Consider the following 26,131-nt stretch of genomic DNA (forward strand, 5'->3'; position numbering starts at 1 on the left):
GAGCCCACAACAACCTGATGAATAGCGTCAAGCGGTAGAAGGTGTAGCCGCTGGTCAGAGCGATTTCACCGACTCCGTGCAAGATCGAGCCATGGTCCGGCTTACAGATCACGATCACGTGGGCCGTCGCCGAGTCTTCGCAACGACGCCAGGTCAGCGCGGTCGACGTCACGAGGTTCGTACCCGCTGTGGAACAGCAGTTGCTGCTCGACCGAGATGCAGCCGACTGGCCGGGCCGCGATGGTGCCGGTGGTGAAGCAGCTTCTGGGCCAGTAGAAGCTGCGGCCATGGAGACCAGCCTGGTGTCCGTCGCCAGCGCCGTCGAACGTCAGTGGGTGAAGGTCTACTCGGCCTCGTCCCTCGGACACGAGCTCGACGCGAACCGGTCGCCAGTCGGTCTCGATGATGTAGCCCAACTGGCCGAGAGCCTGCAACGCAGCAGCCTCGTGCTCCGCAGGGATGGCCAGGTCTAGATCGCGATGTGGACGGGTCTGATGCCCGACCAGGGCGTCGACTCCCCATCCACCACTGATCCATGCGTGGCAGCCGGCGGCAGCGAGAGCGTCCAGAAGATTGTGGACTTCGTCGGCCTTCATGTCGGCAGTCTGCGTCCCCCAACGTTCGATCGCTGCGCGGCCACAGCGGAGGCGCCTGGCTGACAGCCACGCTTGACAGCAGCGGTCCCGGACAAGTGGACACGAGCAGCGACGTCGATGAGAAGCGCTACGCAGGTCGGGAACGTCTACAGACGATCGCAGACCCCGCGGCCGAGCCTGGCAGTCAAGGGATCACGACAATGGCGCCCTCGTCGGGCGCGCGGGCAGATCTGATCTCCCAGGTAGTCCGTGGTCCTGGTCGGCATCGCCGAACGCCTCCTTCTCCTACCAGTCGCCTCACGTGCTCTCGCAGCACCTGGGTCGTGAACCTGTCCAGCGCCAGCAGTCGACGACTGCCAGGGCTCCTTTGCCGCTGCCCTTCGTGGCCTTCTCTCCGGCCATCACTCGGGTCGTCGTCATCTGGACGGTGCGGTTGTTTAGGTCGAGCGCCGGGAGCTGCAGGCCGCACAGCTCGGAGCGGCGCATCCCTGTGGAAGCGACGAGAACCCACAGGCCATAGAGTCGATCGGCGTGGGCGATCTCGAGGTACCGCCCCAGCTCTTTCGGGCTCCATGTGTTGCGCGTCCGCTCCGCGATCGAGGGCGGCTTCACACACTCGGTCGGGTTGGCGCCGAGGTACCTCCACGTGACGGTAGCGGGATCGAGGGTTCCGGGTTGACTCCTTCCGGCCACGTCAAGTGCGGGCCAGGATCGCGTGGGATGGGAGAAATGTGGTCAGACCGAGCGCTACGACGATCGGCTCTATAAGTGGTCCCGGTTGTAGAGCTAAGACGTCGGCCCTGGTTGAGTTTTGTCATCGTCCGTCACAGATGCCAAGCGCACCAAGTTGGCGTATCCAGGCATTGAGGACATCTTTTCTCGAATATCCGTCGGAAGGACTAGGGGGCCAGGGGTGCCTCTGGTTACGCCAAGGGAACTTTGAGCCTCCCTCACAAACGCCCCCTGCACCTTTTCGAACATCTCGCATGCACTCTCGAATGCTCTGATCCGATTAGCGCGCTGCCTTTCAGCTGATGAATCCAAGGAGCGCGATTGTACTGCTAGCGCCGCCGTGTCGCGGACAATGAGCGACTGTATCCATACTATTGTTGCTGCTTGGCTCACTTCGGACTCCCCGGCAATCTGAATCCGCGAGTAGGATCGATGAAGGTCTCTATCTGCCAGCGATACGTCCACTCCTTCTTTCTTGAGGGAGTTTCTTATCGAATCCAGCCAGGTGTCGCCGGCGTCAAGAAACTGAACGTACACATCCATCTGCTTCTCAACTAATCGATACGCATCCTCTCGCCTCCGTCGAACTCTGTCGACGTGGAGCACGATTAGTTGAGCGATCACCACTCCGAGCAGTACAAATACTCCAGTAATGACCGGTCCCAGCCATGGTGCCATCTGGACTGTCATAAGGCGACTCCCTTCAGCCGTTCTTCGCCGCGGCCTTGGTTCCGTACGCCTCGCCGGTCGCGACGACCAGCCCGAACAGCGCCGTGATGACGTGGGTCGCCATGGCTAGATCCAACAGCATCAGTTGCTCGCATGTCTATGCCGTCATCGAAGCCACGACCGGGGCGAAGCCGGGACGCTGGGGACGACGCGGCCTGCGCGCCGATACTCGCCGGCCCTCGGCGATACCGAGAAGCGAACAGCCGACGCAGAACGGTAGCGCGAGTGCTGGCAGCAAAGGCTCTGGATCAAGTGCGCCCTCGCCGGGCGGGTAGGTCTCCTGGATGGCCGAGCGAGCAAGGGACTCGGGCGAGGCGGGGTCGGCGGGGTGCGGAATGGTGGCAAGGGTGGGGTGCGGGTCGTGCAATTGGCGTGCATCAATCCCGGGGCGCAAGCCGGTCAACGGATGCATGCCACTGCATGCCCGAGTGGGAGTGCATCGTCTTCAGGCGAATCGTCCTTGATCAGGGCGGCGCTCTGCGGGAACTGCACGAAGCCTCTGCAGCGCAAGCGCTCGCGCGGGAGCGTGCGATCTCCGACCGGGTCCCCGCGTGGCGCGCGGGCCGAAGCTACTCCGGCTGCCGAATCAGCTTGGCGGTAACTTCGAGGCGTGTGGGGTGGTGCCCAAAGTTGTAGCTGAGTCGGACTGAGACGCGATGGAACCGCCCGCGAGCGCTGACATACGTCGCGGCTCCGATGCAGGTCAAGGCGTGTCTGGCGAGACAACTGGGGGCTCGCAAGACATACCCGGTGCCGTTCACACCGAAGAGGTCACTGGTTCGATCCCAGTATCGCCCACCGCCGAACGGCCTGGTCAGGAGCTTCTAGCGGAGCTCGGGACCAGGCCGTTTGCTCGTCCCGGGGCGAGGTGAGTGTCCAACTGAGTGACTACGTCCACGAACGGCGAAGACCTCATCCATGACGGCCGCGCCCTCGTCGATGATGGGGCGCAGCTGCTTGCGGTAGATGGTCTCGGTGACCGCTGATCCGCCAGCGTGGCCGACGAGGCGGGCGATCTGCTCGATCGGCACACCCTGGTCGGACAGCAGCGACACGAAGCTGTGTCGAAGCTCTCGTGGTGTCCAGTTCTTGGCGTCGAGTCCTGCGGCGGTTGCGATGCGCCGGAAGCCTCGGCGGACGTTGGCGGCGTCGAGTCGGGTGCCGACCTCCGAGGCGAAGACGAGGTCGTGGTCGGTCCAGCGTTGCCTGGCGAGCGCGCGCTGCGCAGCCTGCCGCCCCCGGTGCTCGCGAAGTGCGTCGACGCAGCGCTGGGGGAGCGCGAGGGTTCGGCGGGAGCTGCGTGTCTTGGTGTCACCGCCGGCGCGGACCGAGCGCCAAACCATCATGTGAGGCGGAACGGGTGGTGTCGCCCGTGGGTCGCCGTCGAGGTCGACGTGGCCCCAGGTGAGGGCGCGGAGTTCTTCGGTCCGGGCGCCGGTCAGCAGGGACAGGAGGACGTACGCCCCCATCGTCGAGCCGCTCGCGTGTTCGACGAGCGCTTGTGCCTGTGGCAGCGTCAAGGCTTCGGATGGCCGACCCGCTTGTCCGGTCGGGGTTTCGCAGAGCAGCACCACGTTGCGCTTGACCTTGTCCCTGGCTTGGGCGCGGGTGATAGCGCGGCGGAGGATCGATTTGAGGTCTTGCACGGTGCGTGTGCTGAGGCTGCCGGCCTTTTCGGCGAGCCATCTGTCGACGTCCTCGGCGGACAAGTCACGGAGCTTCCGCGCGCCCAGGGCCGGAATGACGTGCTGATTCGCCAAGCTGCGCCGGGTGGCGATCGTGCTCGGGTCCCGGCTTCCGAGGCCGTGTTCGAGCCAGTCGTTGACAGCGTCGGCGACGGTGTACGCGTGTTGGGCAGCACTGACACCGTCGTCGTAGTCGCGGATCAGATCCTTGAGCTTGTTTCTGGCCTCGGTCTTCGTGCGCCCGCTGCCTCGCCGCACGATCCGCTTGCCCGCCGGCGTATAGCCCACCGTCACACTGGCCATCCAGCGCTGTCGAGTCTCGTCCCAATGCAGTCCGCCGTCGCCGCGACTACGCCGGGCGGCCATCGTCGTGTCCGGACTCGGTGATGAGGAGCGCGACGTAGTCGGCAATCGCGTCGGCGGGGATGAGACGCGCCCGACCTTGCCGGACAGATCGAAGTCGGCCCGCGCGGATCTGTTCGTAGATGACGGTTCGACTGAGCGACAGCAGCTGCATCGCTTCGGGAATGCGATACAGCCGCCAGCTGGGCCCCGACCCGTTGCCAGGGGCGCTCATCGCGCCTCCGCTTCGCACGATCCCCTCGAACGCATCAACCCGGCGTCAACGCAGAGCGAGCGCGCAGCAGTCCTGGCTGCTTCAACCAGACAGTATTGCTGAGCGCTAGAACGGCCGCCCAGCTCTTGGCGTGACTCCGCCATATCGGCTCCTCCTTTGGCAACCTGGCCCTTGGGGGAGGATCGTTGAGGCAGTGGTCGCCGGCGTGGTCGCCCGCGGATCATCGCGTGGTCAGAGCGTGGCCTCCGTGTCTCCGGCGGCGACGTCGGCGAGCCGCTCAACGGGCTGAAGGTGAGCAGAGCCTTGCCGACGCCGGCGCAGTGGGATTGTGGCTTCCGTTTCTGCCTGACGTCTTGGGACTCGCAATCCCGAGGATGATTCGAACCGTTACCCGTGGGTAACCACAATGTGACCGCGTGTGCAGCGCTACAGACCGCGGATGTCGGCGTAGGCCGTGAGACGGATTGCATGGTCGGAGATCGCGGCCGCCGCGGGCTCGGGGACGAGCATGCGGTCGGCCGCCGCAAGTGGACCGAGGTCGAGACCAGTGAGTTCGGCGATCCGCGCGAGGGGGACCTGGAAGGTTCGGAACTCCCCGAGCGGCGGCAGTTCGCCCTCCTGCTGCAGGTCACCGAGCTGGGGGGTTTGATCGAGCAGATAGCCGGTCGTGCCGAGTGCGCCGTCGACGGTGAAGCCGCCGATCTTCCAGAACTGGAGGGGGATGTGGAGGCCGCGGTATTGCGGGTCGTCGTCGGTGAGGACCGGGCCGGTGAACACGACGAGCTTGCGGTCGTGGTCTGCGGCGTTGTCGAGTAGGTAGTCCTCGAGGCCGAGCCAGAGCTCGCGGTCCTGGTTGAACGATGACGCCTGGGGCGCGGCATTGGTGTAGAAGAAGGTCTCCGACTCGGCCCGCTCGGCTTCGGCCTGCTCGCCCCACACAGGGTCCCGGCGTCGGACGAGGTGGCCGCGGTCGAGGTCGTTGTCGGCGTAGATCTCCTCGCCGGCTTGTTGCTCGGGCGGGCGCCGGTCGTCGAGCCGCCAGTCGTCGGAACGTTCAACATGACGCAGGGTCGCGCCGTCGATCGCGACGGCGGTGGCGGCGGCGAGTCGGCGGTCCGGGCGGTGCAGCGTGGAGAAGTGGGTGTAGGCGAGGGGCACGGTCGTCACGCCGGGCGCGGTGGGCATCGGTGCGGGGACGCCGAGGAAGTCCGGGTTGTAGCCGGTTGGGTGGGGGGTGGACACGACGGCGACCGTAGGGGTGCGGGGTGAACGCGGGATGTCACCTCGTGTCCCAGCCCGGCCTGTGGTCGGATCGATGCCAAGTCGACGAGACGCCGCCCGAGTCCCACAGGCTTTGGACAGAACTGGGTCACGCCCCACAGCGTTCTCCACAGCTCGGCCCGACATCGCGACGGCCGACGCCGTTGGTGGAAACGCTTTCGACCTCAGGCGCACACCGGAGCGACTGTTGGTCGGCGCGGGACGATCATGGACCTCCTCGGCGACATCTCTGCTGGGACGCTGCGGGTAGCGCATAGGCGACGCGAGCGTGCTCAAGGGCGCTTGAGCACTGGCACGTGGGGAGTTGCAGGGGTGATACGTGGTGGTGTCAGAGGGGGGACTCGAACACCCCCTTGTTGCACCCCTGCGACTGGCGGGGGTTCATGGACAAAGACGGTAGCGCTACGCAGCGGGCCACGGACCACGGCATGACGTGGGTGTGGAAATGACGGCGCGTCGCGGTACTGAGCCAGTTGATGCTCACCGCGACACGGTGCTCTGTCCGCCCGCAGTCCGCCCCCGTGTAGCCGGACGTCCTAGATCACGTCAGCACTAGAGCGAGCCCAGCCCACTGAGGTTGAGGTCAGAGCCGCTCGAAGCTTGGGATGCCGGGGCCCGGGCGGCGTTGATTCAGCGTAACCGTGGGCTGACTGCTGACTGCACATAGGAGACCGTGCCGGGCACGACCAGTTCGACGTAGCTTCCCGTGCCCTCGTGTCGATCGCGACCGCGGGCGCTGCTTATCGTGAATGTTCCGCCGGCGTCCGCGACGGCGCGGCGTACGAGGAGCAGACCGATGTGGCCCGATTCGGCTGGTGCCGCGGGGTTGAAGCCGCGGCCGTTGTCGGCGACGACGGCGTGCACTCGGTCGCCGTCGCGCCGTATCGCGAGGTGCACGTGGCTCGCGCCGCTGTGGGTGACCGCGTTCCGTAGGAGCTCCCCGGCCGCTCGGTGCAGCAGCGAGGCGACCTCCGCCTCCAGGTGGGGATCGTCGGCCATCTCGAGGGTGATTCGGCATCCGCTGTTTGCCAGACCGGCGACGAGACCGACGAACGCAGTCCGGACCCCGGCCGGATCCAGCATCGGTGGGGTCAGCTCCGACAAGAGTCCGCGCAGCCGGTGTACGTCGGCACCGATCCTGGCCCTGGCGTCGGACACGAGCTCCTTCGCGCGCGGTGGCGGAACGTCCGCGGCGATGTCGAGCAACAACCCGGCGCTCGCGAGATCGGGGATGACGTGGTCGTGCAGCTTGTGTGCGACGTCGCGCCGCGCCAGCTCCGCGGCCGCGAACCCGTAGTGGAGGGCGTCGTCACGTTCGCGGCGGTCGCGGTCGATCCGGCGGGCCACCCCGACCGCCAGGGGGAACAGCGCCAACGCCACCGCCAGCACGCCGACCACCGTGAGCGGTAGCAGCACGGTCGTGGCGTGCCGCACCGTCGTGTCCACATCGACCGATACGTAGACCTCGAGACGTGCCGGCGTGCCTGCCGCGTCGCGGAACCCGATGAAGACCTCGCGCAGATCGCCGGCGCGTGCGATCTCGAAACGGTGTTCGTTGTCGTTGGGCACCGACTCGACGACGGCCTCGCCGGCGTCGAGCCTGCGCGCGAGGTGCGGGTCGAAGGGGCGTACGGCCGACTCGACCCGCGATTCGTCCGAGAATGCGATCTGGGCGTGGTGCTCTGTCACCGACCACACCTTGACCCGGTAGACCATCCCGGACTGCAGGAACGGTTCCAGGTCGGCGAGCAGCGCCTGCCGGTTGAGGTTCGCGCCCTCGGTGAAGTCACGTCGGGCGAGCTGGTCGAGCACCGACGCCGCGACCTGTGAGGACGCGCGCTCGGCCGTTCGCTCGCCGTCCGCTTCGCCGATCCAGCGGATCCCGAGTGCCACCAGGCCCGAGAGCAGGACGGCGGCGAGGAGCGCCAGACCGGTGAGGCGTAGAACGGTGGTGCGGACCTTCATGTCCGGGCGCCGACGGCGATCAGCCCGAGTCGATCGGCGGTGACGACCGCCTCGAGTTGGCTGTGCGCTCCGAGCTTGGCGAGCAGAGCGCGGATGTGGTCGCGCGTCGTGTAGATGGATATACCAAGATCCGCCGCGATGCGGGTGGCATCGCGCCCGCGCCCGAGCCCGGACAGCACATCGAGCTCGCGTCCGGTCAGGTGCACGGCCGGACCCGGAGCCCACGACTGCACCGGCCCGCCCGCGAGCGCGGTGCGCGCCGCGGCGAGGATCTCGTGCAACGGCTGGTCCTTCCCGAGGACGCCCGCCGCCCTGGCAGCTTTCGCGCGTCGCAGGACGTCCACCCGCGGATGGGCGGTCAGCACGAGAACCGGGATGTGCTGAGCCAGTTCGGCGATCAGGTGCAGGCCGCTGCCGTCGGGCAGGTCGAGATCGATGATCGCGAGGTCGGGAAGCTCCTCGGCGGGACGACCGTGCAGGACCGACCGCGCCTCGCGCACCGAGTGGGCCACGCCCGTGCAGGAGAGGTCGGGCTGCGTCGACACGGCCAGCGCCAGGGTCTCGGCGAAGACCCGGTGATCGTCGATCAGGAACACACCACCACCACTGACGGTCACGTCTCTCCTTGCATCCGGAGGCGTCCGAACCGCCCACCGATGCGAACGAGGCTAACCACGGCTCCTGAAGGTCCGCTGAGTTCCCCACATCCTCGACCAGGGTGGCTCACCTGGTCCTGAGCTGCGGTCCGGAGGCCGCCGAGCCGCAGCGATCACCGCGGCCCGGTACCCCCACCCCCATATTTTGAGGATATGACCGGCGATGAATCGCAGGTAACTTGGGGGAGCGGGTGGAGATCCTCGATTCAACTCAAATAGGACCGGCCCATGTGAATGGTCTCGGCTGCCCTGTGTGTCGGGGCGGGCATGCGGCAACACGGAAGTATCGAAGTAGTGAACTTGGAAAGATGACGACAATCGTTCGAAACCGACGCTCTCGTGTGCGGGCCATCTTTGTGGCGCGCGCTGCGGGTACCTTGCGCGGGTGGCGCTCCCCGCAACACCGGGACGGGCTGGCGCTGATTCTGAGCTCGGCGATCACCTCGGTGCTCGGGTTGTTGTTCTGGCTGGTGGCCGCCCGCCTCTACGACCCGGTCACGGTGGGCCTGAACAGCACCCTCCTGGCCACGATGACACTGCTGGGCACGATCGCGCAGCTCAACCTCGGCAACGCGCTGCTGCGGTTCGTGCCGGTGGCCGGTCGGGGCACCCGCAGGTTGGTCGCGCTCTGCTACCTCGTGGCCGTCGCGGCAGCGACCCTCGCGGGCGGGGCGTTCGCGCTCGGCGCCCCTTGGTGGGCACCGGAGCTGATCACCGCGTTCGGACCGGCGGAGGTGCTCGCGTTCTTCACGGTGGCCACCCCCCTGTGGACGATGTTCGTGATGCAGGACTACCTCCTGCCCGCGATCAAGCGGGCGGCCGCGGTTCCCGTCGAGAACCTGCTCTTCTCCGTCCTGAAGCTGCTGTTCCTCGCAGGAGCGGCCGCGCTCGGGCTGTGGAGCGGGATCGCCGCGTCCTGGCTGGCGGGCACTGCGGTGACCGTGCTGGCCGTCACGGTGTGGCTGGTGCGCGTCCTCCCCCGCCGCGACGTCGTCGACCGCGTCGCCGCACCACCCACGTCCGCATCCACGTCCGCCGTCACCGTTCGCGACGTCGCCACCTTCGTCCGGGCCGACTACGCGGGTATCGTCTTCCTGCTGGCCGCCGTGTTCGGTCTCCCGCTGGTCGTGCTGGCTCGTCTCGGCGCCGAGGCGGCGGCCGTCTACAACGTGGTGTGGCCGATCGCCTACGCGCTCTACCTGGTTGTCAACGGCATGGGTCAATCGCTGGTGGTGCACGCCGCCGCTGAACCGGACACCCTCGAGGTGGCCCGTCGGGCCATGGTCGGCAAGGCGTTGGTGATCGTGGTGCCCGCTGTGCTGGCGTGCGCTGTGCTCGCGCAGCCGCTGCTGTCGCTGTTCGGGACCCACTACGCCGGCACCGGCAGCTTGCTGCTCGTGCTGCTCGCGCTCTCAGCGATTCCCAATTCCGTGAATTGGTCGTTCGTCTGGGCGGCCAGGGTGCGCGGTGACGGACGGGTGCTGTTCGGCCTGCCCGCCTCCGTCACGGTCGCGGTGATCGCCGGCAGCTGGGTCCTCATGCCCGTCATGGGGGTCCTCGCCACCGGGGTCGCCTGGCTCGCCGCTCAGAGCGTCGCGGCCGTCGGTGTGCTGCTCGTCCACGCGCACCACCGGGCGCGTCGCGCGGACTGACACGTGACGCAGCGACCAGAGGATGCGATGACGTCGCGGTGCAGGCCCTCATCGTCCTCGAGACGACCCTGGAGCACGTCGTTGCCCGCCTCGCGACGGCCGCCGAACGTGCGGGCGACCCCTACACCACCTCCGAGAACGCAGCCCGCTGTTGCGGTGGTGTCGACAAGGTGTGCGCGCTGCCGCGCTCAGTGCAGTCACAGCACCTCGGGGTCACGATGGCGTCGTGATGGGGAGCGGGCGGCGATGAGCGGCGGTGACGCGACGATCCCGCACGGGCGCGGCGGGTTCGCGGGGGCGGACCGGCGCCCGCCCGTCCTGTGGATCGTGCTGTCCGCAGCGACCGTCGCGCTGGTGTGCAGCACGCACTTCCCGCCGTTCTACGACTACTACCAGTGGCTCCTGCAGGGCCACGTCGTGTCGGTGCTGCTGTTCGGTGCCGACTCCGCCGGCGCGGGAATCGCGGGGAACTACGTGCTCAGCCCCGTCCCGGTTCCCAACCTGGCGGCACCGGTCGTCATCGGGACGCTCGACGCGGTGCTGCCCACCGAGGCCGCAGGGCAGGTGTTCGCGGTGCTCGCCGTGCTCGGTTTCGCGCTCGCCTACGGCCACCTCGTGCGGACGATCCAGCAGCGGGCGACGCCGATCGAGTACACCGGGTTCCTCTGGGCGCCCGGCTTCTTCCTCTACAAGGGCTACCTCAGCTACCTGGTCGGGCTTGCGCTGGTGTTCGTGCTGGTCGCGATGCTGCACAGGGTGACGACCCGCGCCGGCGCCCCCACCGGAGCGCGACTGTGGGCGCTGTGTGGCCTGAGCACCGTGCTCTACCTGTCGCACCTGCTCGCGTGGAGCATCGGCGCGCTGGTCGTGTTCGGGTACGCGCTGGTCCTCGCCCACCGCCGCCTCCGCCGACCGGCCGTGCTGCTGGTGCTCACCCTCGCGCCGGCCGTCGTCCTTGCCGCCTGGTACGTGCTGTCCGAGGGCGGCGGTAGCGGCATCACGTTCTACGGCTCCTGGTTCGACAAGGCGATCTCTCTGACCGAGACGCTCCAGCTCTTCCTGAGGCTGGACCCGTTCCCGCCCGCGTTCCCGATCTTCTGGGTCAACGTCGCCGCCGTGGTGGCGTTCGTCGCGCTCGTCACGCTGCTCCTCGACCGGCGCGCACTGCGCACCGCGCTCGCCACCCGCCCGGTGCTCTGGCTGGGTGGCCTGCTGGCTGCGATCGCGATCGTGCTCCCGATCAGCATGGTCAACGATCTGATCAAGCCGGATGAGCGGTTCGTGCTCCCGGCTCTGCTGTTCGTCGTTGCAGCGCTGCCCTACCGGGCCGCTCCCGCCCTGGCAACCCCGGCGGTCGTCGCGCTCGTCTCCGCGGTGCTCGGGCTGCACGCGATCGAGTATGTCGACGTCGGCGCGAGGATCGGGCGGCTCGATGCGGTCACCGACGGGGCCGTGCCGGCCGGTGCACCGCTCCTCGAGATCACGATTCCCTCCCGGCACGGCTGTGTGCCCGCATCGGGCCCGACGGTCGGCGTTCCAGTGCTCAAGTGGTTCGGGGTGGATTTCGCGCTGGAAACGGGCAGAACCCGGGTCAATGTCGACGAGACATCGTTGGTGCACCTGCGGGCCGCCGGTCCGCCGGACCTGACCGTTCTGGACATCCCGGCCTCGGACGTGCCTGCTGAGGTGCGTCCGATCGCATTCCAGTACCCATATTTGCAGGTCAACGGCTGTTCGAGTGATCTCGCGGCCGTCGAGCCCGGCCTTGCCTCTCGCTACGAGGGGGTGGCTCGCGGCGAGGGCTTCACGATCTTCCGACGAACTGCGTGAGTGGGATCGAGGTGCAGCGGCGGGGCACGGCCCGGGCACGGCCCTTCGCCTGCTAATGAGCCAGGCCGGACCCGATGCGATCCACGCTGTGGGTCAAGCTTGCTTCGGAGCCATTGCGGTGCCGATCGGAAGTTGGACACTCGACGCCAGGCAGGAACGCCCGGCTCGGCGGATCTCGAGTCCATCAAGCCGCGCCTGCGGGCTGCTCTTCACAGCATCGTGGAGTTGGCAGCTCGGTCCGATTCCGGAGCAGTCGGGTCACGGAAGGTGACGTCGCGCCCCACTCCGAGCAGGGTTGCGGAGGCGAGGCTGCGCTGCCGACCGGCATGCCCATCGCGAGCGGTAGGTGGACCGCCAGGTCCCACCAGCAGCCCGGACGTCCGGCCTCCCAGAAGCAGGACCCGCGTGCCGGGGTTGGCGCTCAGGCGTGGGATTCGCTTTCACACATCGACCGGGAGGTCACGCTGGGACTTCCGCCAGACTAGCCACGCACGATGAAAGCGAGCTGTGAACGACGCCCGAGCGGGTTGCAACGCGTTGATCACTCCGAAACTACGGCGCCGCCGTGATCATTGCCTGGCGCCCCCCCAAATTTGGGGAGTGCGCACACTTGGCTCCGACGGCTAGCGTCGTTGACGCAATTGAGTCGGACCGCAACCGCGTTGTGATTCTGTGCTGAATGGCAGCCGTGTTCGCGAGTTGTCGCCGAGAGATTTTCGTCGAGGGAAGCCGGATCCTCATGCCGACAATTGGCTCTTCGACGCCGGATCGAGCACGAAAGGCATCGATTATGCTGAAGGGTTTGTCCCATAAGATTCGGCTTGTTCTGCACAGCTACCTGCCTTCCTCCGACCCGCTGTTCTGCGAAGCGTGTCAGCGCAGGCTTGTTCGAGCCCACTGGGTCGACGGCCTCCCGTTCTGCGACGCGGCCTGCTCTGAGCGACATCGCGGCGATCCGCAATGAGTCGGTCGTCTTAGACGCAGGCGAGCGCGCCGACGATGGGTCACGTTCCCGTGATGGTGAGGTGAGTGCTTACCGGTTGTCGTAGTAGCTCGCCGTCCACCTGACCGAGTTCGTCTACCCGTGGCGAGGACGACCCATCGGCTCCTGGCGGGATCGCCGCTGTCTACCGCGACCTCGTCGCCGATGACGCCCGCAATCAGCAAGTGCTCGCCGACGTTCTCGCCGGCCTGGCTCGTGGGCGGAACTGCCTTGTCCTGACCCGGTGGGCCGCGCATGTCGCTGCTCGCCGACCTGCTGCACGACGCTCGAGCGGTGCACTCCAGGCCGGCTAGATCTGATTCCCGGATGGAAGCAATACGTGAACAGCGCGACACGCGCCTCCTCGACGAGTGGATGGTGCGCCGGCGGGTCATCCCTGAAGGAGCGGGGCCGGTCAACCCGTGTTGTTGGAGTCGATCTTTTCTTCGATGGTTCTCCGCCTGTTGTTGGGCGCGTCGAGGTAGGCGTCGGGGTCAAGGAGCGCCCGGAGGGCGCCCGCGTAGCGGCCGTAGGTCATTGACGCCGACGCCGATCGGCGCACGCTGTTCGAGGCGGAGGATCAGTAGGGGGGTTGTGACTCCCGGGGGCGCGGGGTGGATCGGTCGGGTGCTGCTCCAGGGCCGGGGTCCCGGCTGGTGGACAGGCCCCCCGTGGGGGCTGTCGGTCATCCCTTCGCCGCGCTGGTGGGCGGCATGGTGAGCTGCGACAGGTTCGCGGTGGGCGAGATCAATCAGACGGGGCGATCACGCCGAGCCCCGCTGTACTGGCTCGGGGATCATGACTCGCACGATCTGCGTCCACCGCGAGGTCTGCGGGCTGCTCATGCCGCTCGGGCGGGCAAGCAGCGGATGTGATGATCACGCAGGCCGTAAAACACCAGCGTGGTCAACTCTCGGGCCGCGGCGACGATGCCGATGTTGCGGACACCGCGCCGTTCACCAACCCGGTCGCGGGTCTGTCTGAGCCGGGTATGGGCGGGCACGCGTTGCACCGCCTCGACCGCGGCCCAGCGAACCAGCCGGGATCCTTGCTTGGTGATCCGGCCGCGGTGCACGGTGGTATCGGACTCGTGATGTTTGGGGGTCAGCCCGGCCCAGGAGGCCAGCTGCTGCGGGCGGGCGAAGCGGGTGATGTCGCCGATCTCGGCGACGAACACCGCCGCGAGCAGCGGCCCGACCCCCGGGAATGACCTGGATCGCGGTGTAGCCGGGATCGCCGCGCAGCCGCCCGGCGACCAGCCGGGCGAAGGTGTCGATCTCGAAGTCCAACGCGGCGATCACACGCAGCAGTGAGTCGACCCGCGAGCGGGACTCGACCGCCAGCCGGGTGGTGGCCAGCGGCTGCTGCCCGCCCGGGCCGAACAGATCACTCATCGGCACCTGCACGCCGGCGGCGGCGAGCACGGCGTGGACCTGGCAACTCAGGTTCGAGCGCAACCCGACCAGCTTCGCCCGGTGCCGTACCCAGCCACGCAGCTCCCGCGTCGCGGGTGGGGCGATCCAGGCCTCGGGCAGCCGCCCCATCCGCAGCAGGTCGGCCAGGTCCGCGGCGTCTCGTTCATCGTTCTTGACCCGCCGGTAGGAGAACATCTTCACCCCCAGCGGGTGTGCCAGGTGCACGCTTGCGCCCAGTCCGGCGAGCGCGTCCGCAACCCAGTACCAGCCGTAGGTCGCCTCGAGTACCACCTCGGGGGCTTCTCCAGCGCGGGTCATCACCTCGCGCAGGTACTCCGGATCGTTGGAGATCCGCACCGTCTCCAGCCGCTGTCCGGACTCGGTCATCCGCACCAGCAGCGACCGGCGCCGGTGCAGATCCATCCCGACGATCTGCTGACCCTCGTACGATTCGCTCACAGGGGCCTCCTCGAATCGATGGCGTGAGCACCCCGAGCATGAGCCGGGAGTCACGAGGAGCGGAGGCCCCGCTCCTTCATCACGTCAGGCCCTCGCGGACCGACCTCGTGCAGCGCCGCGGGCCCGAATCGGGTCCTCAGCTCAGTGCCAGCGCTCTTGACCCCTCAAACTAGCTCAGTCATAATTGACTCAATGGGCGCAGAGGGAAACGAGCTGGGCCGCCGGGCGGCAGTTCATGCAGCGCTGGGAGACCCCGGTCGGTTGGCGATCGTCGACGCCCTGGTCCTCGGCGAGGCGTCGCCGTCCGAGCTGCAGAAGCTGCTCAACATGCCGTCGAACCTGATGGCCCACCACGTTCGCGTACTGGAGAAGGTCGGCGTCCTCGAGCGGCACCGCTCCGAGGGCGACCGTCGCCGGACCTACCTGGCGCTCGCGCCGGAAGCGCTCTCCACATTGCGGCCCACCGCGGTTCGAGACGCGGTGCGGGTGGTGTTCGTGTGCACCCAGAACTCGGCCCGGTCGCAGCTGGCGGCGGCACTGTGGTCGAGGGAGAGCCCCGTTCCCGTGGCGTCGGCCGGCACGCACCCGGCCGCGGCGGTCCACCCCGGCGCGGTGGCCGCTGCACGCCGTCACCGGATTCCGCTGGATCCGACGGCCCCGCGCCACGTCGAGGACGTCCTCCGCCCCGACGATGTCGTGATCACCGTGTGCGATGCGGCCCACGAGGACCTCGGAACCGGTCCCGACCGGTTGCACTGGTCGGTTCCGGATCCCGCGCGCAGCGGCGAGGATGCCGCCTTCGACCACGCCGTCGACGAGCTCGCCGACCGCATCACCCGGCTCGCACCCGCGATCCGGCCTGCATCCTGAGGAGGCCCCCGTGCCGGTCACCGCCCGCCGTCCCGACCTGTCCATCGACCAAGTGCTCGCGCTCCGCACGGCCGCGTCGAACCTGGCCCGCGAGTTCGACGGGACCTACGGCTCGGAGACGATCGAGCGGTTCCTGCACACCTCCTACGACGAGTTCGCCGACCGCGCAGTCGTCGTCAACTACCTGCCGCTGCTCGCCGAACGTTTCGCCCGCCAGCGGCTGCGCGCCCTCGCCAAGGTCGAGGGCAAGGGTGTCACGGGGACTCCGGTGGCCCTGTTCCTCTGCACGCACAACGCAGGGCGGTCACAGATGGCGATGGGCCTGTTCACCCACCTCGCCGGCGACCGGGCCATCGCCTGGTCCGGCGGATCCGAGCCGGACACGCGGATCAACCCTGCCGCGGTCGAGGTCATGACCGAGCGCGGTATCGACATCGCCGGCGAGTACCCCAAGCCCTGGACCGATGAGGTCGTCCGCGCCGCGGATGTCGTCATCACCATGGGCTGCGGTGACGCCTGCCCGGTCTTCCCCGGTCGGCGGTACGAGGACTGGCAGGTTGAGGATCCCGCGGGTCTGAACGCGCCCGCTGTCCGGGTGATCCGCGACGACCTCGAACGCCGCGTTCGCGCCCTGCTCACCGAGCTCGCCGTTCCGCACGACTAGCGCCACCCCCTCTGCCGGGCCAACCGGCCGGGCGACGACGAGAGTCGGCACCGGCAATCCGCATGGCCGACGCGCCGTCGCCGTCGAGGGGCGTGGTGCCCCTCACCTTGCAGACTGATTCGATGGTGCTCAAGATAGACGCATGCCAAAGCAGGAGCTGCCGCTCGTCGACGCCTGCGAACCGACGCCGCTCAGCTCAGCCGTCCTGCGCTGAGCCCGGCCGAGGCCACCGAGCTCGCGACGCGGTTCAAGGCGGTCGCCGATCCCACCCGGCTGCGTCTGTTGAGCCTGATCGCCGCGCACGCGTCGGGTGAGGCCTGCGTGTGCGACCTGACCCCCGGTTTCGATCTGTCCGGGCCCACGATCAGCCACCACCTCAAGGTGCTGCGCGAGGCCGGGCTGATCACCGGCGAGCGCCGCGGCACCTGGATCTACTACCGCGTGGTGCCCGGCACGCTGGCCACCCTCGCGCAGGCGCTCTCGCCCACCCCCCACGACCTGGAAGTGAACGCATGAGTACCACCCCTGAACTTGAGGCGCCGGTCGCCGCCCGGCTCTCGACGCTGGACCGGTTCCTCCCGGCGTGGATCCTCGCCGCGATGGCGCTGGGCCTGGTCGCGGGCCGGCTGGTCCCCGGGCTCGGCGCCGCGCTCGACACCATCGTGATCCAGGGCATCTCTCTCCCGATCGCGCTCGGCCTGTTGATCATGATGTATCCGGTGCTGGCGAAGGTGCGCTACGACCGGCTCGACACGGTCACCGGCGACCGTCGGCTGCTGGTGTCGTCGCTGGTGCTGAACTGGGTGTTCGGGCCCGCGCTGATGTTCGCCCTGGCCTGGCTGATGCTGCCGGACCTGCCCGAGTACCGCACCGGGCTGATCATCGTCGGGCTCGCCCGGTGCATCGCCATGGTCATCATCTGGAATGACCTCGCCTGCGGTGACCGCGAGGCGGCCGCCGTCCTGGTCGCGCTGAACTCGGTGTTCCAGCTGATCGCCTTCGCCGCGCTGGGCTGGTTCTACCTCGACCTGCTGCCCGGATGGCTCGGCCTGCCGCAGACGGCCCTCGACGTCTCCCCCTGGGAGATCGCGCTCAACGTCCTGATCTTCCTCGGCATCCCGCTGGCCGCCGGCTACCTGACCCGCCGCCTGGGCGAGCGCGCGAAAGGACGGGAGTGGTACGAGAGCCGGTTCCTGCCCCGCATCGGGCCGTTCGCCCTGTACGGACTGCTGTTCACGATCGTCATCCTGTTCGCGCTGCAGGGCGACGCGATCCTGGGACAGCCGCTGGACGTCGTGCGCATCGCGCTGCCGCTGCTGGCCTACTTCGCGATCATGTGGGCCGGCTCCTACGCTCTCGGGTGCGCGATCGGCCTGAACTACGAGCGAACCACCACGCTGGCGTTCACGGCGGCGGGCAACAACTTCGAGCTCGCCATCGCCGTCGCGATCGCGACCTTCGGCGTCACCTCCGGCCAGGCGCTCGCCGGTGTGGTCGGCCCGCTGATCGAGGTCCCCGTGCTCGTCGCACTCGTCTACGTGTCGCTGGCAGCCCGCCGCCGCTGGCGAGGCGCAACGCCGACGACGGCCACCCCGTCCGCCAAGGAGTCCTGATGGCCGAGAACCCCACACCGATCCCGACGGTCCTGTTCGTCTGCGTGCACAACGCTGGCCGCTCGCAGATGGCGGCTGCCCTGCTCGCGCATCACGCTCACGGCGCCGTCGAGGTCCGTTCCGCGGGCTCCGAGCCCGCGGACGCGGTCAACCCGGCCGTCCGCGAGGTGATGGCCGAACTGGGTATCGACCTGTCCGCGGAGAAGCCCAAGAAGCTCACCGTCGGTGCCGTCGAGGCCTCCGGCGTCGTCATCACGATGGGCTGCGGTGACGCCTGCCCGGTCTTCCCGGGCAAGCGCTACCTCGACTGGGAGCTGACCGATCCGGCCGGCAGGTCCGCCGAGGAGATCCGCCCGATCCGCGACGACATCGACGCCCGCGTGCGCGCACTGCTCGCCGAGCTGGGGGTCACACCGTCGACGGAGAGCGCGACCCGGTGACCCCGCAGGTGCTGTTCGTCTGCGTCCGCAACGGCGGCAAGTCCCAGATGGCCGCCGGGCTCATGCGCAAGGCCGCCGCGGGCCGGGTCGTCGCGCACTCGGCCGGCACGAACCCGGGCACGTCGATCAATGCCTTGTCGGCCGAGGTGCTCGCCGAGGTGGGCGCGGACATGTCCGGTGAGACGCCCAAGCCGGTCGATCCGGATCTGCTCCGCAGCGTCGACCTCGTCGTCACCCTCGGCAGGGAAGCCCACGTCGAGGCTCCCGACGGGACCGAACTGCGCAACTGGGACACCGACGAGCCGTCCGAACGCGGCATCGACGGCATCGATCGGATGCGCCTGATCCGCGACGACATCGATGCTCGAGTACATGGGCTGCTCCACGAGCTCGCACCGACGGCGTGACCACGCTTCGGGACACCGTTCGACGCAGCGCCGATGTGGTGGTGATCGGGGGCGGCCAGGCCGGCCTCGCCGCGGGGTACTTCCTGCGCCGAGCCAACGCCGATTTCGCGATCCTGGACGCTCAGACCGGGCCCGGAGGGGCCTGGCGGCACGGCTGGGAGTCGCTGCGGCTGTTCTCACCGGCCCGCTACAGCCCGCTCCCGGGCTGGTGGATGCCCGAGCAGCCGGGGGAGTTCTTCCCCACGGCCGGGCACGTGCGCCGCTACCTGGCCGACTACGAATCCCGCTACGACCTGCCGGTGCACCACAACGTCGCGGTCGAGCAGGTCGTCGCGCAAGGCGAGCAGTTCGAGATCCGGGCGGCGCAGCAGACGTGGCATGCGCGCGCGGTCATCAGCGCCACCGGTTCCTGGCGGTGCCCGCACCTACCGCGCTACCCGGGCTGGGACCTCTTCGGTGGCCGCCAGCTCCACACCGTGTCCTACCGGGCGCCCGCGCCGTTCGCCGGCCAGCGGGTCGTGGTCGTCGGGGGCGGCAACTCCGCCGCCCAGATCCTCGCCGAGGTCTCCACCGTGGCCGACACGACCTGGGTAACCGCCCGGACCCCGCGGTTCCTGCCCGACGACGTCGACGGCCGCGCGCTGTTCGATCTCGCCACGCAACGCGCCCTCGCCGCGCGCCGCGGCGAGGCATCTGCCGGGGTGGCCGGCCTCGGCGACATCGTCATGGTCCCGCCCGTGCTCGCGGCACGCGAGCGGGGCGTCCTGCGGGCCGAGCCGATGTTCCAGCGGCTCACACCCGAGGGCATCGCCTGGAGCGACGGCCGGGCCCAGCGGGCCGACGCGATCATCTGGTGCACCGGGTTCCACCCCGACCTGCGCCACCTCGCCCCGCTCCAGCTCACCATCGATGAGTCAGGCCTTCCCCGCACCGAGGGCACGCGATCCATCGACCACCCTCGGCTGCACCTGCTCGGCTACGGCGACTGGACCGGCACCGCGTCCGCGACGCTCATCGGCGCCGGCCGCACGGCCAAGGCGACGATCCCTCAGGTCGTCGGCAACCTCCACGCCATGACCGACGCACGCTCAGCGAACTGATCCCGCGAGGAGCGAGACCGCGAGACATGTCGGAACAACGGAAGCTGATCAGCATCGAAGGACACCTGCGCCGGGAGGAACCGGCGCTCGCGCGCATGCTCGAGGAGTTCCGCTGCCCGGATCCGGTTCCGCGAGCCATCGCATTGTCACTCGTCGCGGTGGTGGCGGCGATGCTGCTGGGGTCGTTCTTCACGACGGCGGACGGCTTGCTCACCGGCGCCGGGCTCGTCCTCGCCTCGACCCCGGTCGCCTGGCTCGTCACGCTGGCTCGACGCGCCTCCGAACGGTGACCGCCAGGCGCCCGAGCCGCCGGACACGACTGGCTCGGGGCCCGAGCTGCGACGGTCAGGCGACGGCGGTGTAGGCGCCGCGGACGTGCGCGCCAAGTGGTCCCAGGACGTGCGCGGCGTCGCGGCTCACCCCGCGCAAGGTGTTGGAGGCGAATGAACGCTGCAGTTCGAGGCCCGTGTAGGCGAGCCCCGGGTGAGTGGTGGAAATGCCGCCGACGTGCAACGGCATGCCGTTCTGCAGCGCGCCGAGTGGTTCCAGATAGCCCAGGTTGGGGCGGTAGCCGGTGGCGAAGACAACCGTGTCGACGTGCTCGCGCGAGCCGTCCGGCCACACGACCGCGTCGACGTCGAACGCGGTGAACATCGGGCGGCGGTCCAGCACACCCTCGCTCAGCGCCTCGCCGTACTTCCCGGGATCGAGGACGAGGGTGCTGGTCAGCAGCGGCGCGAGCCATTCCAGGGGGAGGTCGTCGAAGCCGGCGGTGAGGCGGTGGTGGATGTCGCGGCCGTCGGGCTGCTGCGCGACGAGCTGCAGAGGGCTGCGGGACGCGATGGTCGTGGTGGCGACGGTAGCGAGCTCATAGGCGATCTGGACGGCGGAGTTGCCGCCCCCGACCACGACCACGCGTTCGCCGACATGTGCTGCGGGGGAGCGGAAGTCGGACGCGTGCATGATGCGGCCCTGGAACTGGTCCTGTCCGGCCAGCAACGGCAGGTAGGGGTTGTCGAACGACCCCGATGCGGCAACCACGCCCGTTGCCTCGATCTCGTCGCCCGCAACGGTGGAGACGAGGAAGCCGCCGCCCGGTCGCGCGCCCACCGCGGCCACCCGCACCGAGGTGCGGATCTCGACATCGAGGCGGGCGGCGTAGCTGGTCAGGTACTCGGTGACCTCGTCGCGGCTGGGGTAGTGGTCGGGGTCCCCCGGGAACGGGGCGTCCGGCATGGCGCTGAACCGGGCCGGCGAGAACAGCCGGAGGCTGTCGTAGTAGTCCGGCCAGGAGCCGCTGGGCCGTTCGCGAGCCTCCAGCACCAGCGGGCGGAGGCCTCGCCGCTGGGCTTCGCGGGCGGCGGCCAGCCCCGACTGGCCCCCGCCGATGATCACTAGAGGGTGAGAGATCGTCGTCATGACCGAATCGTATCGTCATTTCGCGAGATGACGAGAAGTTTCTCTGGGACACTGGGCACATGAGCGTGGATGGCGGCAGGAGCGAGGCGGCGTGCCGGCCGCGGTCGGAGGCGCTCGACCCGCTGCCGGCGGAGCTGAGCGCGACCACCCGGGAGTTCCTGAAGGCTCTGAGCAGTCCGAACCGGCAGCGGATCATGCTGCTGTTCGCCCGGGGAGCCGAGCTGTCGGTGGGGGAGGTGGCCGAGCAGGTCGGCATCGGCCAGTCGACCGCATCGGAGCAGCTGTCGGTCCTGCGTCGCGCCGGCATCGTCACGTCCCGTCGCGACGGCAAGATCGTGCTGTACCGGTCGGACCGGGCCGGCGCCATGAGCGTCCTCGCCGACCTGCAGACCTACCTGCAGACATGTTGCTGAATGCTCGCGGTTTCCGGCTAACAACAAGTCTGGGTATGACCTGTACACCGTCTGTGCCACTCCGAACTCCGCGGGCGCTCGCAGATGCTCCAGTGGAGGACTTGGCCGATCAACGATGGAGCGGTGGGACCAGACGTTCCCGGCCTCGGCGTCTCCGCTAGGAGCCTTGTTCCCGGAGCGGTCTCAGATCTCGAGGTGGAGGTGTGGCCGACAGCGGGCCGGGCGTGCGTCCTGGCCCACGGCGGCTGCTGTCGCGATGGTGGCCACCCTTGCGGGCCTGTCCGCGATCCTCCTCCTCATCGACCTCGAGCCGTGGCGGCCCGCGGACGTCACGACCTTCTTGATACCTGGGCTGGCGATCGCGTACCTCGTCTTCGGCGCGCGGGGCCAGCTCCGGCGCCCTGGCGTCCTGCGGTTGGAGATCGTCGGGCTGGTCCTCTTCGGTAGCTGTGCCCTGCTTGCCGTGCTCGTCGACCCGAGGGCCGGTCAGTACGTCGCGGGCGCAGCGTGGATCGGCCACGCCGCCTGGGACGTCGCCCACCACCGGGACCTGAGCCACCACCACGCGGTCGGAGTCGTACCTCGGGGATACGCGGAGTTTTTCATTCGACCTCCTGATCGGCGCCTCCCTCACCGCCGCACCCCTCGCGCCGACATGACGTACGTCCGATGTCGGTCGCACCCGGCAGATGGTCTACGGCCGGCCCGAGCCGTCGCGCTTGTGCCGGCGCCATCAAGCCCTCGGCACTGATGCCCCACCCGGCCTGCCCCGACGCCTGCATTGCGGGCGCCGGGACAGTCCTCGCGGGTCAGTGGCTGACCGCGGTCCTGCCGGGTGTCAGGAGCGCGGCGACGACTGCCGCAGCGACCGCAGCGACCGCGGCGACAATGAAGCCGTTCTCGAAGCCGGTGAGCGTGTTTCCGACGAGGCTGGCCGCCGCCACACTGGAGACGACGGCGGCTCCGATGGAGGCGCCGAACTCGTGGAAGGTGCTGACGATGCCGGCGGCGATGCCGGCTTCGTGCGGAGCCACCTGGCCGAGAGCAGTCGCGGAAGCTACCACGAACAGGGCGCCGGTTCCCGCGGCCGCGACCGCTACGCCCACCACCACGGCCACGGGGTCCAACCACAGGGCGGGTGCGGCCATGCCGACCGCGGAGGTGAGCAGGCCGACCACGGCGAGTGGCCGCGCGCCCAACCGGGAGATCGCCCGTCCGGTCAGGTTGGCGCCGAGCATCGTCGCCAGCGCGACCGGGAGGAACAGCAGCCCGGTGTGCAGGGCGCCGTATCCGCGAGCCTGCTGGAAGTAGAACGTGCCCAGGAAGAACACCGCGATCATCAGCGCCGTCGCCACCAGGATGAGGAAGGTACCGGTGGCCACCGGGCGCCGGGCCAGCAGCGCGACGTCCATCAGCGGCGAGCGGGTTCTCCGCTGCCAGAGCACGAACGCCAGGTAGCCCCCGGCCGCCAGCAGCACGAGCGACCCGGTGGCTGCCGTCAGCCAGCCCTGGTCCCCGGCCCTGACCAGCGCGTAGATCAGGGCGCCGGACGAGGCGGTGACCAGCAGCGCACCGAGGACGTCGAGCCGGCCGCGCGGCACGGCCGCGCGCTGGTGCGGCAGCATCCTGGCGAGAGCAGCGACGATCACCAGCCCGATCGGCACGTTGATGTAGAAGACCCACGGCCATCCAGGACCGGCGGTGAGCAGACCGCCCAGCAGTACGCCGAGGGCAGCGCCACCGCCGCCCAGCGCAGACCACACGCCGAGCGCCCTGTTTCGCTCGTCACCGCTGAACAGCGCCATGACCACCGCCAGCGCGGACGGCGACAGCATCGCCGCGCCGGCCCCCTGGGCGATGCGACCACCGACCAGTAGCGCGGCCGAGTCGGCGAACCCGGTCACCAGCGACGCCACGGTGAAGAGCAGCAGACCGGCGAGCGCGACCCGCTTGGCACCGATCAGGTCGGCGATCCGGCCCCCCAGCAGCATCAGGCCGCCGAAGGTCAACGTGTAGGCGCTGACGGTCCAGGTCAGCGCCTCACGGCTCAGGCCGAGGTCGGTCTCGATGTGCGGCAGCGCGATCGCCACGACGGTGACGTCGAGGATCAACATCAACTGGGCTACCCCGAGGAACCCCAGGATCCGCCATCGCAACGGGTGTGGCGCATCGTGCTGTGCGGACATCTCATCGGTCTCGTTCGGTCTCATGGGACGGGCCTCCTGCCGGGCTAACTCGTATGTTGGCGTACGAGCTCAAGCTGGAGGTTAACTCGTATATTCCCGTACGAGCTAGAGTGGGTGGCATGCCGACCGTCAGCCGACCACGCCGGCGTGCTGACGCCGAGCGCAGCATCGCCAACATCGTCTCCGCGGCACGCACGTGCCTCAGCAATGATCCGGACGCCACCACCGACGACATCGCGAAGGCGGCCGGGGTCGGGCGGATGACGCTGTACGGACACTTCCGCACCCGTCCGGAACTGGTCGAAGCCGCACTCGTAGACGCACTGCGGGCCGGAGAGGCAACACTGTCGACCCTCGACCTCGCAGGTGACGCACGCGCCGCCCTGACGCGGCTGCTCGAATCCAGTTGGTCCCTCGTCGCGGAGTCGGCGGCACTGGTCGCGGCGGCTCGGGGGGTCCTCCCCGCCGGGCGCCTCCGCGAGCTGCACGGCGCGCCCGCTGAGCGGGTCGAGGAGCTCCTTCTCCGCGGTCAGGAGCAGGGCGTGATCCGCATCGACCTGCCGATCGCCTGGCTGGTCAGCGCCGTGCACTACATGCTGAAAGGTGCTGCGGAGGAGGAGCGCGCCGGACGCATCGGGTCCGCGGACGTCGCTCGGGTCATCACCGCGACGGTGCAATCGATTGTGGCCGTTCCCGCATTGGACGTGCACTCACCGGGCCGCACGAGCGGCCCGCGCGAGGCCGACGAGGGCGCAGTGGCGACGTGACGCACAGCGTGGACGCGCCCGTCGAGCGAGCAGATGTCCTGCGGACGGCCGATGGCGCTGTCCGATGCCCGCGCTTCGACCGAGATCGTGTCCGACGGCGGGTTGCCCCAGCGCGAGCTCGTCGAGCGGCTGCATCTCGACCGCAGCTCGGTGAGTCGGCTGGTCGCACTCGGCTGGGTGGAGAGGGCGAACGGGGCCGGATCAGCGGACCGTGTGCCTGTCTCCACGGAGGCCGGGCGCTGGGCCGCCGGACCATCGCCGCCGCCAGGGCCGAGCGGTTCGCCGCAGCTCAGCGTGAGTCCGAAACCAGTCGGCGGAGATGCGGCTACCCTAGGAGGGTAGGGGAACGCGCCCGGGGTGACGAGGCAGACGGTCCGGCTGCCAACCGTGGAAATGTCGCCGCGGAATTCAGTAGCCGCGGCCGTTAAGGCGTTTCTGCGGGATACCTCGCGGGGTCGGTGCCTCACCGGGAGGCGACCGGACGCCTCGTGAGGACCGGTCAAGTCGGCTGCGAAGGATGTCCGCCAGGTCTGGTGAGACGACGTGCATGCCGGGGCAAGGGCCGGCGCATTGAACAAGGCGGCGGTCTAACAACGGGCGAGGGTCAGAGGCGGCGGGCGCTGGTGAACGTTCTGGTCGACACCTTCTGGTACTTCACGACATCTCCAGTCTGGGGTGCAGCGAGCATCTTTCCATCACCGACGTAGATCCCGACGTGACTGATCGGCTGGTAGGAGAACACAAGATCTCCGGGACGCAGATCGGCCAAGGACACGGAGCGGCCTACGTTTGCCTGTTGGCTGCTCGAGCGTGGCAGAGTCACTCCTGCTCGTTTGAAGGCCCATGAGGTGAGGCCGGAACAGTCGAAGCTGTTAGGACCCTCCGCCCCCCACTGGTACGGCTTGCCGAGCTGGGCCTGCGCCGCCCGAAGCGCCTCGATTCCCGCCGCGGTGCCAACGATCGGGCCGCTGGGACCGGTCTCGACGGGGCCAGTGCGCTCGCGTCGCTGCTGGGGCGTGAGCCGTTCGAGGAGCCGTTCGGCTTCATCGATGCGGACCTCGGCGTCGCGCTTGCGCGTTGATACGTCCTTCTCGGCGTTCGCGGCTTGGTCGGCAGCCGATGCCGCGCGCCGCGCCGCGGCGTCAGCCTCCGCCTGTGCCTGCGCCGTTTGATCGACGACGGCAGTGAGCCGGTCGAGCGCCTCGCGGTAGCCCGACGTGACGGTCTCGAGCGCGGACATCCGGTCGATGAACTCCTGCGGGGACCTGCTGGCCAGTACCGCATTGAGCTGGTCGAGGTTGCCGCTCTCGAACGCCGACATCGCCACGGCGTCTACCTGCAGGCGGAAGCGTTCCTCGTTGGCCTTGGCGGCGTCCACGGCAGCGCGAGCGGGGTCGACGGCCGCCTGCAGCGTGTTCAGCTCGGATTCCCGGGCCTCGAGCGTGTCGGTGGCAGCGTGCCACTCCTCGGTGAGGGCCTCCGCTTCCCGCTGCACCTGCTCCAGTTGCTCTGCGGCATCTGCAGCGTTGTCCGGGGGCGGCTGTGCCGCGGCCGGTGTGAATCCGGCCAGCAGCGTGAGCAGGGCGACGAGCACGACCGCACTGGTTGATGAGGCGTACCGTCCACACAACCTCCATCGGGTCCAAGGGGCAGGCAGGGTACGTCGAGGGGGCTCCACGTGGCCAGATCTCCT

At 68.9% G+C, this 26,131-nt stretch carries 24 protein-coding genes and 1 pseudogene; 13 read left to right on the forward strand and 12 right to left on the reverse strand.

Annotation, left to right across the window (positions count from 1 at the left end; genetic code table 11):
- Window positions 1-101: 101 nt before the first annotated feature.
- The 7 genes from CFP66_RS23305 to CFP66_RS23335 form a co-directional block, all read right to left on the reverse strand.
- Window positions 102-596, reverse strand: a complete 495-nt coding sequence (locus CFP66_RS23305; RefSeq protein WP_094927255.1) for a nucleotidyltransferase domain-containing protein — start codon at window positions 594-596, stop codon at window positions 102-104.
- A gap of 786 nt (window positions 597-1,382) precedes the next feature.
- Complete coding sequence (locus CFP66_RS47335; protein ID WP_143517352.1) at window positions 1,383-2,018, reverse strand: hypothetical protein; 636 nt, start codon at window positions 2,016-2,018, stop codon at window positions 1,383-1,385.
- A gap of 863 nt (window positions 2,019-2,881) precedes the next feature.
- Window positions 2,882-4,045, reverse strand: a complete 1,164-nt coding sequence (locus tag CFP66_RS23315; RefSeq protein WP_233159643.1) for a tyrosine-type recombinase/integrase — start codon at window positions 4,043-4,045, stop codon at window positions 2,882-2,884.
- Window positions 4,046-4,091: 46 nt separating this feature from the next.
- The gene (locus tag CFP66_RS23320) at window positions 4,092-4,319 is read right to left on the reverse strand and encodes a helix-turn-helix domain-containing protein (RefSeq protein WP_094927258.1); all 228 of its coding nucleotides are present in this window, start codon (window positions 4,317-4,319) and stop codon (window positions 4,092-4,094) included.
- Window positions 4,320-4,745: 426 nt separating this feature from the next.
- Window positions 4,746-5,561, reverse strand: coding sequence for a DNA/RNA non-specific endonuclease (locus tag CFP66_RS23325; protein WP_198961618.1), 816 nt, complete (start codon window positions 5,559-5,561; stop codon window positions 4,746-4,748).
- Between the two features lie 669 nt (window positions 5,562-6,230).
- On the reverse strand, window positions 6,231-7,565 hold the full coding sequence (locus CFP66_RS23330) for a sensor histidine kinase (protein WP_094927259.1): 1,335 nt from the start codon (window positions 7,563-7,565) through the stop codon (window positions 6,231-6,233).
- On the reverse strand, window positions 7,562-8,182 hold the full coding sequence (locus CFP66_RS23335) for a response regulator transcription factor (RefSeq protein ID WP_094927260.1): 621 nt from the start codon (window positions 8,180-8,182) through the stop codon (window positions 7,562-7,564). The genes CFP66_RS23330 and CFP66_RS23335 overlap by 4 nt, the downstream gene beginning before the upstream one ends.
- A gap of 380 nt (window positions 8,183-8,562) precedes the next feature.
- On the opposite strand from CFP66_RS23335, the gene CFP66_RS23340 reads away from it, so the two are divergent.
- The 3 genes from CFP66_RS23340 to CFP66_RS23350 are packed head-to-tail and all read left to right on the forward strand — an operon-like array spanning window position 8,563 to window position 11,703.
- On the forward strand, window positions 8,563-9,873 hold the full coding sequence (locus CFP66_RS23340) for a lipopolysaccharide biosynthesis protein (RefSeq protein ID WP_143517353.1): 1,311 nt from the start codon (window positions 8,563-8,565) through the stop codon (window positions 9,871-9,873).
- 38 nt (window positions 9,874-9,911) lie between these two features.
- Window positions 9,912-10,103 (forward strand): hypothetical protein, encoded by a 192-nt coding sequence (locus tag CFP66_RS23345; protein WP_094927262.1) that lies wholly within the window; start codon window positions 9,912-9,914, stop codon window positions 10,101-10,103.
- A gap of 16 nt (window positions 10,104-10,119) precedes the next feature.
- Entirely contained in the window at window positions 10,120-11,703 is a 1,584-nt protein-coding gene (locus tag CFP66_RS23350) for a hypothetical protein (RefSeq protein ID WP_094927263.1), read from the forward strand.
- A gap of 1,823 nt (window positions 11,704-13,526) precedes the next feature.
- Here the strand turns inward: CFP66_RS23350 and CFP66_RS50375 are convergent.
- Window positions 13,527-13,862, reverse strand: a complete 336-nt coding sequence (locus CFP66_RS50375; protein WP_369805140.1) for a transposase — start codon at window positions 13,860-13,862, stop codon at window positions 13,527-13,529.
- 250 nt (window positions 13,863-14,112) lie between these two features.
- Window positions 14,113-14,523: pseudogene (locus CFP66_RS50380) on the reverse strand (transposase); the annotation flags it as partial.
- Between the two features lie 228 nt (window positions 14,524-14,751).
- Here CFP66_RS50380 and CFP66_RS23360 point away from each other — a divergent pair.
- The 8 genes from CFP66_RS23360 (at window position 14,752) to CFP66_RS23395 (ending at window position 19,943) form a co-directional block, all read left to right on the forward strand.
- Window positions 14,752-15,429: a helix-turn-helix domain-containing protein gene (locus CFP66_RS23360; RefSeq protein WP_094927264.1), complete on the forward strand. Its 678-nt coding sequence runs from the start codon at window positions 14,752-14,754 to the stop codon at window positions 15,427-15,429.
- A gap of 10 nt (window positions 15,430-15,439) precedes the next feature.
- Window positions 15,440-16,093 (forward strand): arsenate reductase ArsC, encoded by a 654-nt coding sequence (locus CFP66_RS23365; RefSeq protein ID WP_233159644.1) that lies wholly within the window; start codon window positions 15,440-15,442, stop codon window positions 16,091-16,093.
- 174 nt (window positions 16,094-16,267) lie between these two features.
- A complete protein-coding gene (locus CFP66_RS23370; protein WP_369805145.1) occupies window positions 16,268-16,609 on the forward strand; it encodes an ArsR/SmtB family transcription factor in 342 nt (113 codons plus the stop codon).
- Window positions 16,606-17,706 (forward strand): ACR3 family arsenite efflux transporter, encoded by a 1,101-nt coding sequence (gene arsB / locus CFP66_RS23375; RefSeq protein WP_094927266.1) that lies wholly within the window; start codon window positions 16,606-16,608, stop codon window positions 17,704-17,706. Before CFP66_RS23370 ends, arsB begins: the two co-directional genes overlap by 4 nt.
- Window positions 17,706-18,146 carry an arsenate reductase ArsC gene (locus CFP66_RS23380; protein ID WP_094927267.1) on the forward strand — a complete coding sequence of 147 codons (441 nt, stop codon included), beginning with the start codon at window positions 17,706-17,708 and terminating at the stop codon, window positions 18,144-18,146. Before arsB ends, CFP66_RS23380 begins: the two co-directional genes overlap by 1 nt.
- Entirely contained in the window at window positions 18,143-18,553 is a 411-nt protein-coding gene (locus CFP66_RS23385; RefSeq protein ID WP_198961620.1) for a low molecular weight phosphatase family protein, read from the forward strand. The genes CFP66_RS23380 and CFP66_RS23385 overlap by 4 nt, the downstream gene beginning before the upstream one ends.
- Complete coding sequence (locus CFP66_RS23390; protein ID WP_094927268.1) at window positions 18,550-19,653, forward strand: ArsO family NAD(P)H-dependent flavin-containing monooxygenase; 1,104 nt, start codon at window positions 18,550-18,552, stop codon at window positions 19,651-19,653. Before CFP66_RS23385 ends, CFP66_RS23390 begins: the two co-directional genes overlap by 4 nt.
- 26 nt (window positions 19,654-19,679) lie before the next feature.
- Window positions 19,680-19,943: a DUF3040 domain-containing protein gene (locus tag CFP66_RS23395; RefSeq protein WP_094927269.1), complete on the forward strand. Its 264-nt coding sequence runs from the start codon at window positions 19,680-19,682 to the stop codon at window positions 19,941-19,943.
- A gap of 55 nt (window positions 19,944-19,998) precedes the next feature.
- Here CFP66_RS23395 and CFP66_RS23400 read toward each other — a convergent pair whose 3' ends face one another.
- The gene (locus CFP66_RS23400; protein ID WP_094927270.1) at window positions 19,999-21,072 is read right to left on the reverse strand and encodes an NAD(P)/FAD-dependent oxidoreductase; all 1,074 of its coding nucleotides are present in this window, start codon (window positions 21,070-21,072) and stop codon (window positions 19,999-20,001) included.
- Window positions 21,073-21,131: 59 nt separating this feature from the next.
- Here CFP66_RS23400 and CFP66_RS23405 point away from each other — a divergent pair, with 59 nt between their 5' ends.
- The gene (locus tag CFP66_RS23405; protein ID WP_094927271.1) at window positions 21,132-21,485 is read left to right on the forward strand and encodes a helix-turn-helix transcriptional regulator; all 354 of its coding nucleotides are present in this window, start codon (window positions 21,132-21,134) and stop codon (window positions 21,483-21,485) included.
- Window positions 21,486-22,294: 809 nt separating this feature from the next.
- Here the strand turns inward: CFP66_RS23405 and CFP66_RS23415 are convergent.
- Window positions 22,295-23,695 carry an MFS transporter gene (locus CFP66_RS23415; RefSeq protein WP_233159645.1) on the reverse strand — a complete coding sequence of 467 codons (1,401 nt, stop codon included), beginning with the start codon at window positions 23,693-23,695 and terminating at the stop codon, window positions 22,295-22,297.
- Between the two features lie 29 nt (window positions 23,696-23,724).
- On the opposite strand from CFP66_RS23415, the gene CFP66_RS23420 reads away from it, so the two are divergent.
- A complete protein-coding gene (locus CFP66_RS23420) occupies window positions 23,725-24,438 on the forward strand; it encodes a TetR/AcrR family transcriptional regulator (RefSeq protein ID WP_233159646.1) in 714 nt (237 codons plus the stop codon).
- Window positions 24,439-25,042: 604 nt separating this feature from the next.
- Here the strand turns inward: CFP66_RS23420 and CFP66_RS23425 are convergent.
- Window positions 25,043-26,032 (reverse strand): NlpC/P60 family protein, encoded by a 990-nt coding sequence (locus tag CFP66_RS23425; RefSeq protein WP_094927273.1) that lies wholly within the window; start codon window positions 26,030-26,032, stop codon window positions 25,043-25,045.
- Window positions 26,033-26,131 lie beyond the last annotated feature (99 nt).

Source organism: Pseudonocardia sp. MH-G8 (assembly GCF_002262885.1).
Taxonomy (GTDB): Bacteria; Actinomycetota; Actinomycetes; order Mycobacteriales; family Pseudonocardiaceae; genus Pseudonocardia.